The 16,468-nt window shown below is 69.5% G+C and carries 15 protein-coding genes; 11 read left to right on the forward strand and 4 right to left on the reverse strand.

Annotation, left to right across the window (positions count from 1 at the left end):
- Window positions 1-74 precede the first annotated feature (74 nt).
- Both OH768_RS41515 and OH768_RS41520 read right to left on the reverse strand, forming a co-directional pair.
- Window positions 75-746 carry a response regulator transcription factor gene (locus tag OH768_RS41515; RefSeq protein ID WP_019066105.1) on the reverse strand — a complete coding sequence of 224 codons (672 nt, stop codon included), beginning with the start codon at window positions 744-746 and terminating at the stop codon, window positions 75-77.
- A gap of 147 nt (window positions 747-893) precedes the next feature.
- Entirely contained in the window at window positions 894-1,871 is a 978-nt protein-coding gene (locus OH768_RS41520; RefSeq protein WP_406461611.1) for a RecB family exonuclease, read from the reverse strand.
- A 595-nt stretch (window positions 1,872-2,466) separates the two neighbouring features.
- Here OH768_RS41520 and OH768_RS41525 point away from each other — a divergent pair.
- The 3 genes from OH768_RS41525 (at window position 2,467) to OH768_RS41535 (ending at window position 5,799) form a co-directional block, all read left to right on the forward strand.
- Complete coding sequence (locus OH768_RS41525) at window positions 2,467-4,026, forward strand: site-2 protease family protein (RefSeq protein ID WP_406465666.1); 1,560 nt, start codon at window positions 2,467-2,469, stop codon at window positions 4,024-4,026.
- A gap of 50 nt (window positions 4,027-4,076) precedes the next feature.
- Complete coding sequence (locus tag OH768_RS41530; RefSeq protein ID WP_406461613.1) at window positions 4,077-4,979, forward strand: tRNA (adenine-N1)-methyltransferase; 903 nt, start codon at window positions 4,077-4,079, stop codon at window positions 4,977-4,979.
- A gap of 241 nt (window positions 4,980-5,220) precedes the next feature.
- Window positions 5,221-5,799, forward strand: coding sequence for a hypothetical protein (locus tag OH768_RS41535; protein ID WP_406461614.1), 579 nt, complete (start codon window positions 5,221-5,223; stop codon window positions 5,797-5,799).
- A gap of 28 nt (window positions 5,800-5,827) precedes the next feature.
- On the opposite strand, the gene OH768_RS41540 is transcribed toward OH768_RS41535, so the two are convergent.
- Entirely contained in the window at window positions 5,828-6,133 is a 306-nt protein-coding gene (locus OH768_RS41540) for a ferredoxin (protein WP_043682010.1), read from the reverse strand.
- Between the two features lie 386 nt (window positions 6,134-6,519).
- Between OH768_RS41540 and arc the strand changes: the two genes are divergently transcribed.
- From arc to prcA, 6 genes are all read left to right on the forward strand, one after another.
- The gene (gene arc, locus OH768_RS41545; RefSeq protein WP_019066111.1) at window positions 6,520-8,286 is read left to right on the forward strand and encodes a proteasome ATPase; all 1,767 of its coding nucleotides are present in this window, start codon (window positions 6,520-6,522) and stop codon (window positions 8,284-8,286) included.
- Between the two features lie 245 nt (window positions 8,287-8,531).
- The gene (dop, locus tag OH768_RS41550) at window positions 8,532-10,043 is read left to right on the forward strand and encodes a depupylase/deamidase Dop (protein WP_406461615.1); all 1,512 of its coding nucleotides are present in this window, start codon (window positions 8,532-8,534) and stop codon (window positions 10,041-10,043) included.
- 155 nt (window positions 10,044-10,198) lie between these two features.
- Window positions 10,199-10,417, forward strand: a complete 219-nt coding sequence (locus tag OH768_RS41555) for a ubiquitin-like protein Pup (RefSeq protein ID WP_406461617.1) — start codon at window positions 10,199-10,201, stop codon at window positions 10,415-10,417.
- A 6-nt stretch (window positions 10,418-10,423) separates the two neighbouring features.
- Window positions 10,424-11,017, forward strand: coding sequence for an endonuclease VII domain-containing protein (locus tag OH768_RS41560; protein ID WP_406461619.1), 594 nt, complete (start codon window positions 10,424-10,426; stop codon window positions 11,015-11,017).
- Window positions 10,969-11,814 carry a proteasome subunit beta gene (prcB, locus tag OH768_RS41565; RefSeq protein WP_317879858.1) on the forward strand — a complete coding sequence of 282 codons (846 nt, stop codon included), beginning with the start codon at window positions 10,969-10,971 and terminating at the stop codon, window positions 11,812-11,814. The genes OH768_RS41560 and prcB overlap by 49 nt, the downstream gene beginning before the upstream one ends.
- Window positions 11,815-11,883: 69 nt before the next feature.
- Entirely contained in the window at window positions 11,884-12,636 is a 753-nt protein-coding gene (prcA, locus tag OH768_RS41570) for a proteasome subunit alpha (protein ID WP_019066115.1), read from the forward strand.
- A gap of 77 nt (window positions 12,637-12,713) precedes the next feature.
- On the opposite strand, the gene OH768_RS41575 is transcribed toward prcA, so the two are convergent.
- Window positions 12,714-13,730, reverse strand: a complete 1,017-nt coding sequence (locus OH768_RS41575) for a LacI family DNA-binding transcriptional regulator (protein WP_406461622.1) — start codon at window positions 13,728-13,730, stop codon at window positions 12,714-12,716.
- Window positions 13,731-13,834: 104 nt separating this feature from the next.
- Here OH768_RS41575 and OH768_RS41580 point away from each other — a divergent pair, with 104 nt between their 5' ends.
- Complete coding sequence (locus OH768_RS41580) at window positions 13,835-15,088, forward strand: MFS transporter (protein ID WP_406461624.1); 1,254 nt, start codon at window positions 13,835-13,837, stop codon at window positions 15,086-15,088.
- A 9-nt stretch (window positions 15,089-15,097) separates the two neighbouring features.
- Window positions 15,098-16,459, forward strand: coding sequence for a Pup--protein ligase (pafA, locus tag OH768_RS41585; RefSeq protein WP_043681683.1), 1,362 nt, complete (start codon window positions 15,098-15,100; stop codon window positions 16,457-16,459).
- The last annotated feature ends 9 nt before the right edge of the window (window positions 16,460-16,468 follow it).

Genomic DNA, 16,468 nt, shown 5'->3' on the forward strand with positions numbered 1-16,468 from the left:
GCCCCGCAGACACGGAGAGGGCGCCCCTGTCAGGAAGGGGCGCCCTCTCCGCTCGTACCCGGTCTTTACGGCGTCTACTGCGCGCCGGGGCGTACCAGCCCGCTCTCGTACGCGTACACCGCCGCCTGCACCCGGTCGCGCAGGCCCAGCTTGGTGAGGACGTGCCCCACATGCGTCTTGACAGTGGTCTCGCTGACGAACAGATCGGCGGCGATCTCCGCGTTCGACAGCCCGCGCGCCACCAGCTTCAGCACCTCGACCTCGCGCTCGGTCAGCGTGTGCAGGGCGTCCGGCACCGGCTCGTCACCGGACGGCAGATGACCGGCGTACTTGTCCAGCAGCCGCCGTGTGATGCTCGGCGCGAGCATGGCCTCACCCGCGGCCACCACCCGGATCGCCTGCACCAGTTCGTTCGCCGGCGCGTCCTTCAGCAGGAAGCCACTGGCACCGGCCCGCAACGCCTCCACCACGTACTCGTCGAGGTCGAAGGTGGTCAGCACCAGCACCTTCGCCGGGCCGTCCCGCCCGGGACCGGTGATCTGCCGGGTCGCCTCCACCCCGTCCATCCGCGGCATACGGATGTCCATCAGCACGACATCGGGCTGCAGAGCCCGCACCTGGTCGAGTGCCTGCAGACCGTCACCGGCCTCGCCGACGACCGCGAGATCCTGCTCAGCCTCCAGAATCATCCGGAACCCGGTGCGCAGCAGCGGTTGGTCGTCGACAAGTAGGACGCGGATGGCCACGTGAGTCTCCTTCGCTAGCCCGGCCCCATTCTGCCCTGCGCGACACGTGAGGACCCGACCGGGCCGACGGGGAGGGCCCGCGCAGCCAACCGTCGACGCACTCAGCGCCGGGCGCTGTGCCGTCGGCTGAAACGCCGTCGACTGCCCCTAGCCCCCTGCCGAGTCGCCGTCCGCCGCATTGCCGTCGGCCGAAACGGCGTCGGCCACCCGCACCGGCAGCGGATACGGCGGGGGAGTGCCGCCGAACTCCGGGCACACCGCCTGGTGGTCGCACCAGCCGCACAGCTTGGTCGGCCGCGGTAGCCACTCGCCCGTCTCCGTGGCCAGCCGGATCGCCTCCCACAGCGCCAGCAGTTTGCGCTCCACCCGCTCCAGATCCGCGAGGACGGGGTCGTAGGTCAGCACGTCCCCGCTGCCCAGATACACCAGCTGGAGCCGCCGTGGGACGACCTGCTTCAGCCGCCAGACCACCAGCGCGTAGAACTTCATCTGGAACAGCGCGCCCTCGGCGTACTCCGGCCGAGGCGCCTTGCCCGTCTTGTAGTCGACGATCCGCACATCACCCGTGGGCGCCACATCGACCCGGTCGATGATCCCGCGCAGCTTCAGCCCCGAGTCCAGCTCGGCCTCGACGAACATCTCGCGCTCGGCCGGCTCCAGCCGCGTCGGATCCTCAAGGGAGAACCAGCGCTCCACCAGCCGCTCCGCCTCCCCGAGCCAGCGCGCCAACCGCTCGCCCTCCGGATCGTCGGCGAACAGCTCCACGACCTCCGGCCGGGTCTCCCGCAGCCGGTCCCACTGCCCCGGGATCAGCGACTTCGCACGCGGCGCCGTACGCTCGGCGGCCGGCGCGTCGAAGAGCCGCTCCAGGACCGAGTGCACCAGAGTCCCGCGAGTCGCCGCCTCGCTGGGCTTCTCGGGCAGCCGGTCGATCACCCGGAACCGGTACAGCAACGGGCACTGCATGAAGTCGCTGGCACGCGAGGGGGACAGCGAGGCGGGCGCTATGGCGACACGCTCGACCACGTCCACCGTCCCCGTCCCTGCTGCCGCTTCCGCGCCCGGCTCCGCCGCCGCGCCCTCGTCGCCGACTGTCCCCGCGACGCCCTCCGCACTCGTCTCCATGCCCACAGACCTTACGGCCCGCCACTGACAGTGACCCGCCCCCGGCCGACGCGCCCGCGACAGCCGGGGAAACACGGGGGGTGCCGGGGCGGAACGCGTCGCGACCGCCGCATACCATCGACCCGAGACCCCTCCGCCCGGCTGGCGCGGAGGACGCTTCGAACGAGGGGACACCGTGGACGAGAGCGGCGGCAGCGCACAGCCGCGGTCCGGCAACGACGAGCCGACCGAACACGCCACGGGTGCCACGACCCCGGCCGCCGATCCCGGCACCCCCGAACCGAACCACGACGACACCCCCGAACCGAACCACGACGACACCCCCCCCAACGGCACCGAGAGGCCCACCCGGCACGTCGAGGACCCCGACACGTCGTCCAAGAGCCACGCAAAGCCGACCACACCACCCGAGCCGGCCACCCCCGACCACTCGGAGACGCCGAGTCCGTCCGGGGCGACGGCGCCGGATCACGCCGAGACGGCACCGCGGCCCGGGCCCACCGCGAGCGACGGCCCGCCGCCGGGATCGGGCCCGCCGCCGACCAGACCCGAGCCGCAGGACGGCCTCTCGGCGCCGGTATCGGGCACGCCGACTATCGGCTCCGCCCCGCACGACGGCCCGTTGGCCCCGGCGCCGGGCGCGCCGTCCGGCGACTCCACTCCGCCCGACGGCCCGCCGTCCGCAGGCTCCGCCCCGCACGAGGCCGCAGCGGCGTCGGAAACGGGCACGCAGTCCGCCGACTCCGCCGCCAACGCCGACCCGTCGACACCGGTATCCGGCACACCGTCCACCAGCCCCGCCCCCCACGACCGCACGGACACTGCGACCGGCACCCCCGACGCGGGCACCACCCCTCATGCCGGCCAGCCCTCCACCGACCGGGCCCCCGACCGCCCACACGCCCACACGGAGCCTCACGCTCACACGGGCGCGCCCACGCCCCCCGACGCCCGCCCCGGCGGCCCCGCCATGCCCAAGGGACGCCCCCCGCAGCGCCCCAAGGAGCCCGGTGGGGGCCTGCTGATGGGGCGGCCCTTCGGGGTGCCCGTCTACGTGGCGCCCAGCTGGTTCCTTGTCGCGGCCCTCATCACGTGGGTGTTCGGCGGCCAGCTGGACCGCGTGCTGCCCGAACTCGGCGCCGCCCGCTACCTCGTGGCCCTCTTCTTCGCGGTCGCCTTCTACGGCTCGGTCCTGGTGCACGAACTCGCCCACACCGTCGCCGCCCTCCGCTTCAAACTCCCGGTCCGCCGCATCCAGTTGCAGTTCTTCGGCGGCGTCTCCGAGATCGAGAAGGAGGCCGAGACCCCCGGCAGGGAGTTCGTGCTGGCCTTCGTCGGCCCCCTGCTCTCGCTGATCCTCTCGGGCATCTTCTACCTGGCCATGCAGCCCGTGGAGCCCGGCACGGTCCCAGGCGTCCTGCTGGCCGGCCTGATGGTCTCCAACCTCATCGTGGCCGCCTTCAACCTCCTGCCGGGCCTGCCCCTCGACGGCGGCCGGATGCTCCGCGCCGTCGTCTGGAAGATCACCGGCAGGCCCATGAGCGGCACGATCGCCGCCGCCTGGGTCGGCCGGGCCCTCGCCGTCTCCGTCCTGATCGGCCTCCCGCTGCTCACCCAGACCGGCGCCCTCGGCACCAACACCGAGGACATCAGCGGCATGGACACCGTCACGGACGCCCTCCTGGCCGCGATCCTCGCCGCGATCATCTGGACCGGCGCCGGCAACAGCCTCCGTATGGCCCGGCTGCGCGAGCACCTCCCGGACCTCCGCGCCCGCAACCTCACCCGCCGCGCGGTACCCGTCGAGACCAACACCCCCCTCTCCGAGGCCCTGCGTCGCGCCAACGCCGCCGGCGCCCGCGCCCTGGTCGTCGTCGACGCCGACGGCCAGCCCCTCTCCCTCGTCCGCGAGGCCGCCATCGTCGGCGTCCCCGAACACCGCCGCCCCTGGGTCTCCGTCAGCGGCCTCGCGCAGGACCTCACCGAGGGCATGCGCGTCTCCGCGGAACTGGCCGGCGAGGACCTCCTCGACACCCTGCGCGCGACCCCCGCCACCGAATACCTCGTGGTCGAGGAGACCGGCGAGATCTACGGCGTCCTGTCCGCGGCCGACGTGGAGCGCGCCTTCGTGAAGGCCATGGCCCGCCCGAACTGAGGCACGCGCGCGTGGTCGGCGGCCCCCGCAATCGCCGGTAGGCTGGTCACATGTCCGAACCGACCGGTGCCGCCCGCAGGCGCGGGCCCTTCAAGGTCGGGGACCAGGTTCAGCTGACCGACCCCAAGGGCCGCCACTACACGTTCACGCTCGAAGCGGGGAAGAACTTCCACACCCACAAGGGTTCCTTCCCGCACGACGAGCTGATCGGCGCACCCGAGGGCAGCGTTGTCCGCACCACCGGAAACGTCGCCTACCTCGCGCTGCGCCCCCTGCTCCCCGACTACGTCCTGTCCATGCCCCGCGGCGCCGCCGTGGTCTACCCCAAGGACGCGGGGCAGATCCTGTCCTTCGCGGACATCTTCCCCGGCGCCCGCGTCGTGGAAGCGGGCGTGGGCTCCGGCTCGCTCAGCAGCTTCCTGCTGCGCGCCATCGGCGACCAGGGCATGCTGCACTCCTACGAGCGCCGCGAGGACTTCGCCGAGATCGCCCAGCAGAACGTGGAGCGCTACTTCGGCGGCCCGCACCCCGCCTGGCAGCTCACCGTCGGCGACCTCCAGGACAACCTGTCCGACACGGACGTGGACCGCGTCATCCTCGACATGCTCGCCCCCTGGGAGTGCCTGGAGGCCGTCTCCAAGGCGCTCGTGCCCGGCGGCATCCTGTGCTGCTACGTCGCGACCACCACCCAGCTCGCGCGGACCGTCGAGTCCATCCGCGAGATCGGCTCCTTCAACGAGCCGACCGCCTGGGAGACGATGCTGCGCAACTGGCACGTCGAGGGCCTGGCCGTCCGCCCAGACCACCGCATGATCGGCCACACCGGCTTCCTCCTCACAGCCCGCCGCCTCGCGGACGGCGTCGAGCCCCCCATGCGGCGCCGCCGTCCCTCCAAGGGCGCCTACGGCGACGACTACAACGGCCCGAACGCCGACGGCGGAGCAGGCCGCTAGCTCCTGCCGCGCAGCGCCCTTGGCGGCCCTGTGCCGCACTCAACGCACGAACGCCGTGGCCGAGTTCCCGGAAGACCTCCGGAACTCGGCCACGGCGTCTTTCTTCTGACGTACCGCCACGGCCGAACCCGCCCGGGCGATCACGCGAGCGAACTGTCGACCCCGCCGTTCCCCCGCATTGTGACGTGTGGCACCATGCAGGCCACCCCCACCGGCACAGCCCTCACAGGAGACACTCCTAGTGCAGCACTCCGCCGTCCCGGAACTGGAACTGGCACACACGAACACCCGGCCCATCCACTGGGTCGCCACGGCCACGGCACTCGCCGCCGTCGTGGCGCTCTCCTCGGTCCTGCAGCCCGATTCGGCGCGCGCCGTCCAGGCCTCCGGCCCGCAGGCGAAGCCCGCCACCGTCGCGGCCCCCGCGACCACAGGGGTCGACTTCCCCATCCAGTGCGGTCCCCAGAAGGCCGTGGTCCAGAAGCAGGCCTCCGGCGACCTCGACGGCGACGGCAGGCCGGAGACGGTCGCCGTGGTCCACTGCGACGCCGGCATGGGCACCCCGCCCGACGGCGTCTACGTCCTGACCCAGGCCGCGCATGCCGCCACGCCGCGCGTGGTGGCCACCCTGATCGCGCCGAAAGCCCGGGAGACGGTCACCGAGTTCGCCGTACGCGACGGCGCCGTACTCGCGACAATGCTCGGCTACTCGACCCAGGACGTGCCCAGTTGCTGCCCGGACGTCAAGGAGAGCGCGAAGTGGCAGTGGAAGAACGGCGCGTTCGTCCGCTCCACGCCGGGCAACACCCAGAGCATCTGACGCCCGGGCCCCGCCGACTCAGGGGCCCTCAGGCCGCGTCGGGGCCGTAGACCTCGACCCGGTCCGCGACCCGGCGGACATGAATGCAGTCGCCGGGACACTCCTTGGCGGAGTCCACCACGTCGACCAGCAGCGGCAGCGGCACGGGCGTGGTGGCGCCCTTGTCCTGCAGCAGCTCGTCGTCCGGGCTCTTCACATAGGCCAGACCGTCGATGTCCAGCTCGAAGACCTCGGGGGCGTACTGGGCGCAGATGCCGTCGCCGGTACAGAGGTCCTGGTCGATCCAGACCTCCAGCGCCTCGCCGTCGGCCGCGGCCTCGTCCTGCACGGTGATGTCTCCTGCTTCCGCCGGGTGTTGAACACTTCGACCCTACCTCCGCGCACCCCGGCGACACTTCCTGGAGATCCCTGGTTTCACGCCACGACATGACGGGCAACGTCCGCCCGGACACTCTCCGTCAGGGGGCGCCCCGGCGGGATTTCGCCGGGCCCCGAACCCGTCGTCACGGCAACTCACGTCCCCCATGAAGGATTTTGACCGACCCACCCTTGGAACAGTCGGCTTCTGAATCACGTTGAGTGGGTATTCAGACGGCGTGAGGGAGAGCGCAGGGTGACCGACGACACACCTTGACAGTCTTTGTGATCTAGGGGTTTCAATCGACACCCACCCAGGTAGGGTCTGGAAGCGTCCAGCTCCCCTTGGAGGAGGTGAGGACCGTGGCAGCCCACGACGACGACATGAACCGCGGCATCCGCCCGGGACGAGGGTCCGACGACCCGTCCGGGCAGATTGCCTACCTTGAGCAGGAGATCGCCGTCCTGCGACGTAAGCTCGCCGACTCTCCGCGACACACGAGGATTCTCGAAGAGCGGATCGTCGAGCTGCAGACCAATCTGGCCGGAGTGTCCGCCCAGAACGAGCGACTCGCCAACACGCTCCGTGAGGCCCGCGACCAGATCGTGGCCCTCAAGGAAGAGGTCGACCGGCTCGCACAGCCACCGGCCGGCTTCGGAGTCTTCCTCGTGGCCAACGAGGACGGCACCGCGGACATCTTCACCGGCGGCCGCAAACTCCGGGTGAACGTCAGCCCAAGCGTGGATCTCGAAGAGCTCCGCCGCGGCCAGGAAGTAATGCTCAACGAAGCGCTCAACGTGGTCGAGGCCATGGAGTACGAGCGCGTCGGCGACATCGTCACCCTCAAGGAGATCCTTGAAGACGGCGAACGCGCCCTCGTGGTGGGGCACACCGACGAGGAGCGGGTGGTGCGGCTCGCCGAGCCACTGCTGGACATCACCATCCGCCCCGGCGACGCCCTGCTGCTCGAACCCCGTTCCGGCTACGTCTACGAGATCGTCCCGAAGAGCGAGGTCGAGGAACTCGTCCTCGAAGAGGTCCCCGACATCGGCTACGAGCAGATCGGCGGTCTGGGCGGCCAGATCGAGATGATCCGCGACGCGGTCGAGCTCCCGTACCTCTACCCCGACCTCTTCAAGGAGCACGAACTGCGGCCGCCCAAGGGCGTCCTGCTCTACGGGCCTCCCGGATGCGGAAAGACGCTCATCGCCAAGGCCGTCGCCAACTCGCTGGCCAAAAAGGTCGCCGAGGTCACCGGACAGGCCACCGGCAAGAGCTTCTTCCTCAACATCAAGGGCCCCGAGCTCCTCAACAAGTACGTCGGCGAGACCGAGCGGCAGATCCGCCTCGTCTTCCAGCGTGCCCGTGAGAAGGCCAGCGAGGGCACTCCCGTCATCGTCTTCTTCGACGAGATGGAATCCCTCTTCCGCACCCGCGGATCCGGTGTCAGCTCGGACGTGGAGAACACCATCGTCCCCCAGCTGCTCGCCGAGATCGACGGCGTGGAAGGCCTGCAGAACGTGGTCGTCATCGGCGCCTCGAACCGCGAGGACATGATCGACCCCGCCATCCTGCGCCCCGGCCGCCTGGACGTGAAGATCAAGATCGAACGTCCCGACGCCGAGGCCGCCAAGGACATCTTCGGCAAGTACCTCACCGAACGCCTCCCACTCCACCCCGACGACGTCGGCGAGCACAGCGGCGACAAGACCACCACCGTCCAGAGCATGATCCAGACGGCCGTGGAACACATGTACACGGAATCCGAGGAGAACCGCTTCCTGGAGGTCACCTACGCCAACGGTGACAAGGAAGTCCTCTACTTCAAGGACTTCAACTCCGGCGCGATGATCGAGAACATCGTGGGCCGGGCCAAGAAGATGGCCATCAAGGACTTCCTCGACCACAAGCAGAAGGGCATCCGCGTCTCCCACCTCCTCCAGGCGTGCGTGGACGAGTTCAAGGAGAACGAGGACCTGCCCAACACCACCAACCCGGACGACTGGGCCCGGATCTCCGGAAAGAAGGGCGAACGGATCGTCTACATCCGTACGCTCATCACCGGCAAGCAGGGCGCCGACACCGGACGCTCCATCGACACGGTGGCGAACACCGGTCAGTACCTGTAAAAAGCAGGGTGGCTGCGGGTGCCCTAGGCGGGTACCCGCAGCCAACTGTTTTTCAGGCCATGACCGCGACAAGGGGCGCGCAAGGCAATGACGCAAATGATCTCCCCACCAGCGCAAAGCCGTTCTAGGCTCTTCGGTACCGCCGAGTCGCGCAGTGCGGGGACGGGCACCGCACACGCACCGGAGCGCCAGCGGTACTTGAGCGGCGCCCCCGACCGAGGGCGCCGCCGGGCAAGGAGGGCCGCATGACCGTACGGCGAGTAATGGGCATCGAGACGGAGTACGGAATCTCCGTCCCCGGCCACCCCAACGCCAATGCCATGCTCACCTCGTCCCAGATCGTCAACGCCTACGCGGCGGCGATGCACCGGGCCCGGCGGGCCCGCTGGGACTTCGAGGAGGAGAATCCGCTGCGGGACGCGCGAGGCTTCGACCTCGCCCGGGAGGCCGCCGACTCCACCCAGCTCACCGACGAGGACATCGGCCTCGCCAATGTCATCCTCACCAACGGCGCGCGCCTCTACGTCGACCACGCACACCCGGAGTACAGCTCCCCCGAAGTCACCAACCCCATGGACGCCGTTCTGTGGGACAAGGCCGGCGAACGCATCATGGCGGAGGCCGCGGAGCGGGCCGCCCAACTCCCCGGTGCCCAGCCGATCCACCTCTACAAGAACAACACCGACAACAAGGGCGCCTCCTACGGCACGCACGAGAACTATCTGATGAAGCGGGAGACGCCCTTCTCGGACATCGTGCGCCACCTGACGCCCTTCTTCGTCTCCCGACAGGTCGTCACCGGAGCCGGCCGCGTGGGCATCGGCCAGGACGGACACGAGCACGGCTTCCAGCTCAGCCAGCGCGCCGACTACTTCGAGGTCGAGGTCGGTCTGGAGACCACCCTCAAGCGCCCGATCATCAACACCCGCGACGAACCGCACGCGGACGCCGAGAAGTACCGCCGCCTGCACGTGATCATCGGCGACGCCAACCTCTCCGAGATCTCGACGTATCTGAAGCTCGGCACCACGGCCCTGGTCCTCTCCATGATCGAGGACGGTTTCATCGCGGTGGACCTGGCCGTGGACCAGCCGGTCCGCACCCTCCACCAGGTTTCCCACGACCCCACCCTCAAGCGCCTGGTCACCCTCCGCAGCGGCCGGACACTCACCGCGGTCCAGCTGCAGATGGAGTACTTCGAGCTGTCCCGCAAGTACGTGGAGGAGCGCTACGGCTCCGACGCGGACGACCAGACCAAGGACGTCCTCGCCCGCTGGGAGGACACGCTCAACCGCCTGGAGAACGACCCGATGAGCCTGGCCGGCGAGCTGGACTGGGTCGCCAAGCGGGAGCTCATGGAGGGCTACCGGCGCCGGGACGACCTCGACTGGGACGCGGCCCGGCTGCAGCTGGTCGACCTCCAGTACGCCGATGTACGGGCCGACAAGGGCCTCTACAACCGCCTGGTGGCCCGCGGCCGTATCAAACGGCTGCTGGACGAGGACACGGTCGAGCGGGCGCGTACGACGCCGCCGGAGGACACGCGCGCGTACTTCCGCGGACGCTGCCTGGAGCAGTACGCCGACGATGTCGCGGCGGCCTCCTGGGACTCCGTGATCTTCGACCTCCCGGGCCGGGACTCGCTCCAGCGCGTCCCAACCCTGGAACCGCTTCGCGGAACGCGTAATCACGTCAAGGAGCTTCTGGACCGCTGTCGTACGGCGGAAGACCTGGTCAGGGTCCTGTCGGGCGGCTGACAGGACCCTCGGATCCGGAGCTCCGGACAGGGTGGAATGTCCGGTGGCCGGGAATCATCGAGGTGGCCGCCGTACGTTGTAGGAACTGCGGGGCCGATGTCAGTCCCTGCAAGTAGGGTCTGATCAAGAACGTCGAACCGAGCGGGGTGAGGGTTATGGCGACCAAGGACACCGGCGGCGGACAGCAGAAGGCGACGCGCTCTACCGAGGAGGTCGAGGAGCAGACCGTCGAGGCGGAAGCTTCGGAGGATCTCAAGGAGCGCCACGAGAAGCTGAGCGACGATGTCGACTCGGTTCTGGATGAGATCGACGATGTCCTCGAGGAGAATGCCGAGGACTTCGTGAGGTCGTTTGTCCAGAAGGGTGGCGAATAGGGCGTAATGTCCGAATTGGCCAACGGGAGAGGTTGCCCGCGTTGCAGTCGGATCTTGCCGCGGGCAGCCTTCGCCAAGAACAAGGCCATGCGTGACGGACTTCAGGCGTACTGCCGCGAGTGCTCTGCTGAGTACTACCGGCGGCGCCAGGAGGCAAAGGGCAAGACTGTCCGTGCCAAGGTGCCAGTGCCGCGCGGACACAAGCGCTGTCCTCGGTGCGGGGAGATCAAGGCCCACTCGGAGTGGGAACCCAACGCGACGACGTCAGATGGCTACGCGAGTTACTGCAAGGCGTGCCGGGCTGACCGGAACCAGCAAAGTTACTTCAAGCGCAAGTACGGCATCACCTTGGCCGAGCGGGACGAGATGATCGCCTCCCAAATGGGGCTCCGCGCGATCTGTTTGAAAGCTCCTGCCGTTCATGTGGATCACTGCCACCAGACGGGTAGGGTCCGTGGCGTACTGTGCTTCAACTGCAATTCCGGCATCGGCCTGTTGAGGGATGACCCCGCAGCTGCGTACCGAGCTGCCGACTACCTGGAAGGAAACGCGTGGAAGCCAACACTCGTAGCACCGGGCGTCTACCAGCTGCCTTCCTGACGCCTGGGTCGTCGTCCTTCATGGACTTTCTCTCCGACCACCAGCCGGAGATGCTCCCGGGCAACCGGCAGCTGCCGCCCACCCAGGGTGTCATCGAGGCCCCGCACGGCACGACCATCGTCGCCGTCACGTTCCCCGGCGGCGTGGTGCTCGCGGGTGACCGACGGGCCACCATGGGCAATGTCATCGCACAGCGGGACATCGAGAAGGTCTTCCCGGCGGACGAGTACTCGGCCGTCGGTATCGCCGGCACCGCCGGCCTCGCCGTCGAGATGGTCAGGCTCTTCCAGTTGGAGCTGGAGCACTTCGAGAAGGTCGAAGGCGCCCAGCTCTCCCTGGAGGGCAAGGCGAACCGACTGTCCACCATGATCCGTTCCAACCTCGGCATGGCCATGCAGGGCCTGGCCGTGGTCCCGCTCTTCGCCGGCTTCGACGTGGACCGCGGCGTCGGCCGCATCTTCTCCTACGACGTGACGGGCGGCCGTTCCCAGGAGCACGGCTACGCGGCCACCGGCTCCGGCTCGGTCTTCGCCCGCAGCGCCATGAAGAAGCTCTTCCACGACGGACTGACCGAGTCCGAGGCCACGACCCTCGTGGTGCAGGCCCTCTACGACGCCGCTGACGACGACTCGGCGACCGGTGGTCCCGATGTGGCCCGCCGGATCTACCCGATCGTCACCGTGATCACCGAGGACGGCTTCCGTCGGCTCACCGACGACGAGTCCTCCGAGATCGCCGCCTCGATCCTGGAGCGGCGACTGCAGCAGCCCGACGGCCCGCGCGCCGCGCTGCTCTGACCGCGGGCCCGTTCTCATCAAGGTGATCCAGTGACTTCGACGGAACTTTAAAGAGAGGGACGGATACCGGTGTCGACGCCGTTCTATGTCTCACCCCAGCAGGCCATGGCCGACCGGGCGGAGTACGCCCGCAAGGGCATCGCCCGTGGCCGCAGCCTGGTCGTGCTGCAGTTCGCCGACGGCATTGTCTTCGTCGGCGAGAACCCGTCCCGTGCGCTGCACAAGTTCAGCGAGATCTATGACCGGATCGGGTTCGCGGCCGCCGGAAAATACAACGAGTACGAGAACCTGCGGATCGGCGGCGTGCGCTACGCCGACATGCGCGGTTACACCTACGACCGTGCGGATGTGACCGCCCGCGGTCTCGCCAATGTCTACGCCCAGACGCTCGGCACGATCTTCTCCAGCGCGGCCGAGAAGCCGTACGAGGTGGAGCTGGTCGTCGCGGAGGTCGGGGACACCTCCGACGGCGATCAGATCTACCGGTTGCCGCACGACGGTTCGATCGTGGACGAGCACGGCTCGGTCGCGGTCGGCGGCAACGCGGAGACGATCAGCAGCTATCTGGATCAGCGGCACCGCGACGGCATGACGCTCGCGGAGGCCCTCAAGCTGGCAGTGCAGTCCCTGTCCCGCGACACGAACGGCAGCGAGCGGGAGATCCCCGCCGAGCGCCTGGAGGTCGCGGTGCTGGACCGTACCCGCCCGCAGGCCCGCAAGTTCAAGCGGATCGTCGGCGGCGAGCTGTCCCGGCTGCTCGGTGAGAGCGCGGACGCGTCGTCGGAGTCCGACGACGACGGCGAGGACGACGCCGAGAAGTGAGTGGGCGTTCGCCCCTCGCAGAGCCCTTCGTGCGCCCCGGCCGGTCATCGGCCGGGGCGCACGGGCGTAGCGGGGCGTCAGAGGCCGCCCGGCGGCGCCGTGGAGCCTCGTACGACCAGTTCCACCGGGATGTCCCCCTCCTCCGGTACACGGCCGTCCAGGACCGCCAGGAGGGCGCGCATGCCCTGTTCCCCGAAGAGTTCGGCGTCGAGGCGGACCGTCGTCAGCTCCGGGTCGATGGCGGTGGCCAGGGCGAGGTCGTCCAGGCCGGTGATCGACACGTCCTCCGGGATGCGCAGGCCGAGGCGACGGGCGGCCTTGTAGGCGCCGGCGGCGAGTTTGTCGTCGTCGCAGACCAGGGCGGTGGGCCGGGGTCCCGGTGCCGAGAGTGCGGCCTCGGCGGCGGTCAGGGCGCCCTCGATCGAGATGGGGGCGCGGGTCGTGCGGATCGTGGTGCCCTCGAACTCGGCCACCCTTGCCGCCAGTTCACGCGCGCGTACCTCGAAGGTCCAGGACGGGATGTCCGCGGCGAGGTGGAGGAAGTGGCGGTGGCCCAGGGCCAGCAGATGGTCGGCGACCTGGCGGACGCCGTCGCCGATGTCCAGATTGACGGTCGCCGCGCCGAGGCTGCCCTCCGGGTCGCTGTCGAGCATCACCAGGGGCAGCTGGTCGCCGCGGATCGCGCTGAGGGCGTCGGCGGCCATGGAGGAGGCGATGACGCCGTCCAGGGCGGCTTGCGCGGAGGCGAACGGGTCGCGGGCGGGGCCGATGCCCTCGGGGGAGGGGTAGAGGACCACGCCGAAGCCGTGTTCGGCGGCGACCCGGGCGGCGCCGGTGTAGACGCCGGCGAAGAACTCCGTGGTCAGCGCGGGGACGACCAGGAGGACGGTACGGGTGCGTCCCAGCCTGAGATTGCGGGCCGCGAGGTTGGGGCGGTACCCCAGGTCGCGTGCGGCCTCCCGGACGCGTTCGGCGGTGGTCTCCGAGACGCGGCCCCGCCACTTGTCGCCGAGCACCAGCGAGACCGCGGCCTGTGACACCCCCGCGACCTGGGCGACGTCGCGGCTCGTGGGGCGGGTGCTGCCTCGTGCCACCGTGGGGCTGCTCCTTCGGCTGGGCTCCGTCTGGACTCGTGACAGGGCACATGGTACGTATGACGGTGGAAGTTATACGTAAAACGTGAGGGTGGGGCAGGGCCGTGGGATATCTGGAGATCCTCAGGGCGAGACACGCCACTCGCCTGCTCATAGGCACGCTGGTCGGCCGGCTGCCGAACGCCACCGCCGCGATCGCGATCGTGCTGTTCATCCGCGCCGAGGGCGGTACCTACAGCCTCGCCGGGGCACTGGCGGCCGTCTACGGCATCGCCAACGCCGTCGGGCAGCCCCTCCTCGGCCGGCTGGTGGACGTCCACGGACAGCCGCGGGTGCAGCTGCCCGCCGCGGTCCTGTCGGCCCTCGCGATGACCGTCTTCGCCTGCTGGGGCACCGACCCGCGCCCGCTCGCCTACGTCGCCGTGGCCGCCGCCGGCCTCTTCGCGCCGCCCCTGGAGGGCGGTCTGCGCGCCCTGTGGCCGACCGTGCTGAGCCGGGAGGAGCAGGTGCACACGGCGTACGCCATGGACGCCGTGGCGCAGGAAGTCATGTTCACCGCGGGGCCGTTGCTCGTGACGGTGTTCGTGTCGCTGTGGTCCGCCCCGGTGGCGCTGCTCGTGCTGAACGTCATCGGAGTGCTGGGCGCCCTCTCCGTGGTCGTGTCGCCGCCCTCGCGCGCGTGGCGGTCGGCTCCGCGTGCCGCGCACTGGCTGGGCGCCCTGCGCTCGCCGGGGCTGCTGGCGCTCCTGGGCGCGTTCCTGTTCGTCGGGATGGCGCTCGGGTCCATCACGGTCGCCTCCGTGCCGTACGCGGACGGGCACGGCGGTGACGTGGTGTACGGGTGGCTCATGGCGGCGATCGGTCTGGGCGCGCTGCTGGGCGGGACGGTCTACGGGGCGCGGCAGTGGAGCGGGGTGCCCGAGCGCCGACTGCGGGTGCTGGTGGGGCTGCTGGCGGTGTGTTACCTGCCGCTGATGCTCATGCCGGGCGCGGTCGCCATGGTGCTGCTGACCGTGCTCGCCGGGGTGTTCCTCGCGCCCGCCCTCGCCTGTGCGTTCATCATCGTGGACCGGCATGCCCCGAAGGGGACGGTCACCGAGGCCTTCTCCTGGCTTGTGACGACGTTCACCGTGGGAGCGTCGGTCGGAACGGGCGTCGCGGGACCGGTCGTAGAGGCCGGTGGAGCCCTGTGGGGGTTCGCCGTGCCGGGGGCCGCCGGGGCGGTGTCGTTGCTGGTCCTGCTGGCCACCGGGCGGGTCCTCGCAGCTCCCGCCGGGGGAGCGGTCGTTGCGGCTTCATCGGAAAATGATCCAAACCGTGCGGTCGAACCCCGTTTCAGCACAGGGGATCGGGCGTAATGTTCACTCATGGACCGCCGCATTTTCGGGCTGGAGAACGAGTACGGCGTCACGTGTACGTTCAGGGGACAGCGGCGTCTGTCTCCCGACGAGGTGGCTCGGTACCTCTTCCGCCGTGTCGTGTCATGGGGCCGCAGCAGCAATGTCTTTCTGCGAAACGGCGCCCGGCTCTATCTCGACGTGGGCTCACATCCGGAATACGCGACCCCCGAATGTGACAACGTGACCGAACTGGTCACCCACGACAAAGCCGGCGAGCGCATTCTCGAAGGACTCCTGGTGGACGCCGAACGACGCCTGCACGAGGAAGGAATCGCGGGCGACGTCTACCTCTTCAAGAACAACACCGACTCGGCGGGCAACTCGTACGGCTGCCACGAGAACTATCTGGTGGCACGGCACGGCGAGTTCTCCCGGCTCGCGGACATCCTCATCCCGTTCCTGGTCACGCGTCAGCTGCTGTGCGGCGCGGGCAAGGTTCTGCAGACTCCGCGCGGCGCCGTGTACTGCGTCAGCCAGCGCGCCGAACACATCTGGGAGGGCGTCTCCTCGGCCACGACGCGTTCCCGGCCCATCATCAACACCCGCGACGAACCGCACGCGGACGCCGAGCGCTACCGCCGTCTCCACGTCATCGTGGGCGATTCGAACATGTCCGAGACGACCATGCTGCTCAAGGTCGGGGCCACCGACCTGGTGCTGCGCATGATCGAGGCGGGCACGGTGATGCGTGACCTGACCCTGGAGAACCCGATCCGGGCGATCCGTGAGGTGAGCCACGACATCACGGGCCGGCGCAAGGTGCGTCTGGCCAGCGGCCGGGAGGCCTCCGCGATCGAGGTGCAGCGCGAGTACTACGAGAAGGCCGTGGACTTCGTCGACCGTCGCGGCATCCGCACCGGCACCGTCGAGCAGGTCCTCGAGCTGTGGGGCCGCACGCTCGACGCGATCGAGGCCGAGGACCTCGACCGGATCGGCACCGAGATCGACTGGGTCATGAAGTACCAGCTCATCGAGCGGTACCGGGCCAAGCACAACATGACCATGTCCCACCCGCGGGTCGCGCAGATAGACCTCGCCTACCACGACATCCACCGTCGCCGAGGGCTCTACTACCTCCTGGAGAGGAAGGGCCAAGCCGCCCGGATCTGCAACGACTTGAAGATCTTCGAGGGCAAGTCCGTTCCGCCGCAGACCACTCGGGCACGGCTCCGCGGCGACTTCATCCGCAGGGCCCAGGAACAGCGGCGGGACTTCACCGTCGACTGGGTCCATCTCAAGCTCAACGACCAGGCGCAGCGCACCGTGTTGTGCAAGGACCCGTTCCGTTCCGTGGACGACCGGGTGGAGAAACTGATCGCCGGAATGTAGGCCAAAGCG

Source organism: Streptomyces sp. NBC_01622 (assembly GCF_045209635.1).
In the GTDB taxonomy this organism is placed as follows: domain Bacteria; phylum Actinomycetota; class Actinomycetes; order Streptomycetales; family Streptomycetaceae; genus Streptomyces.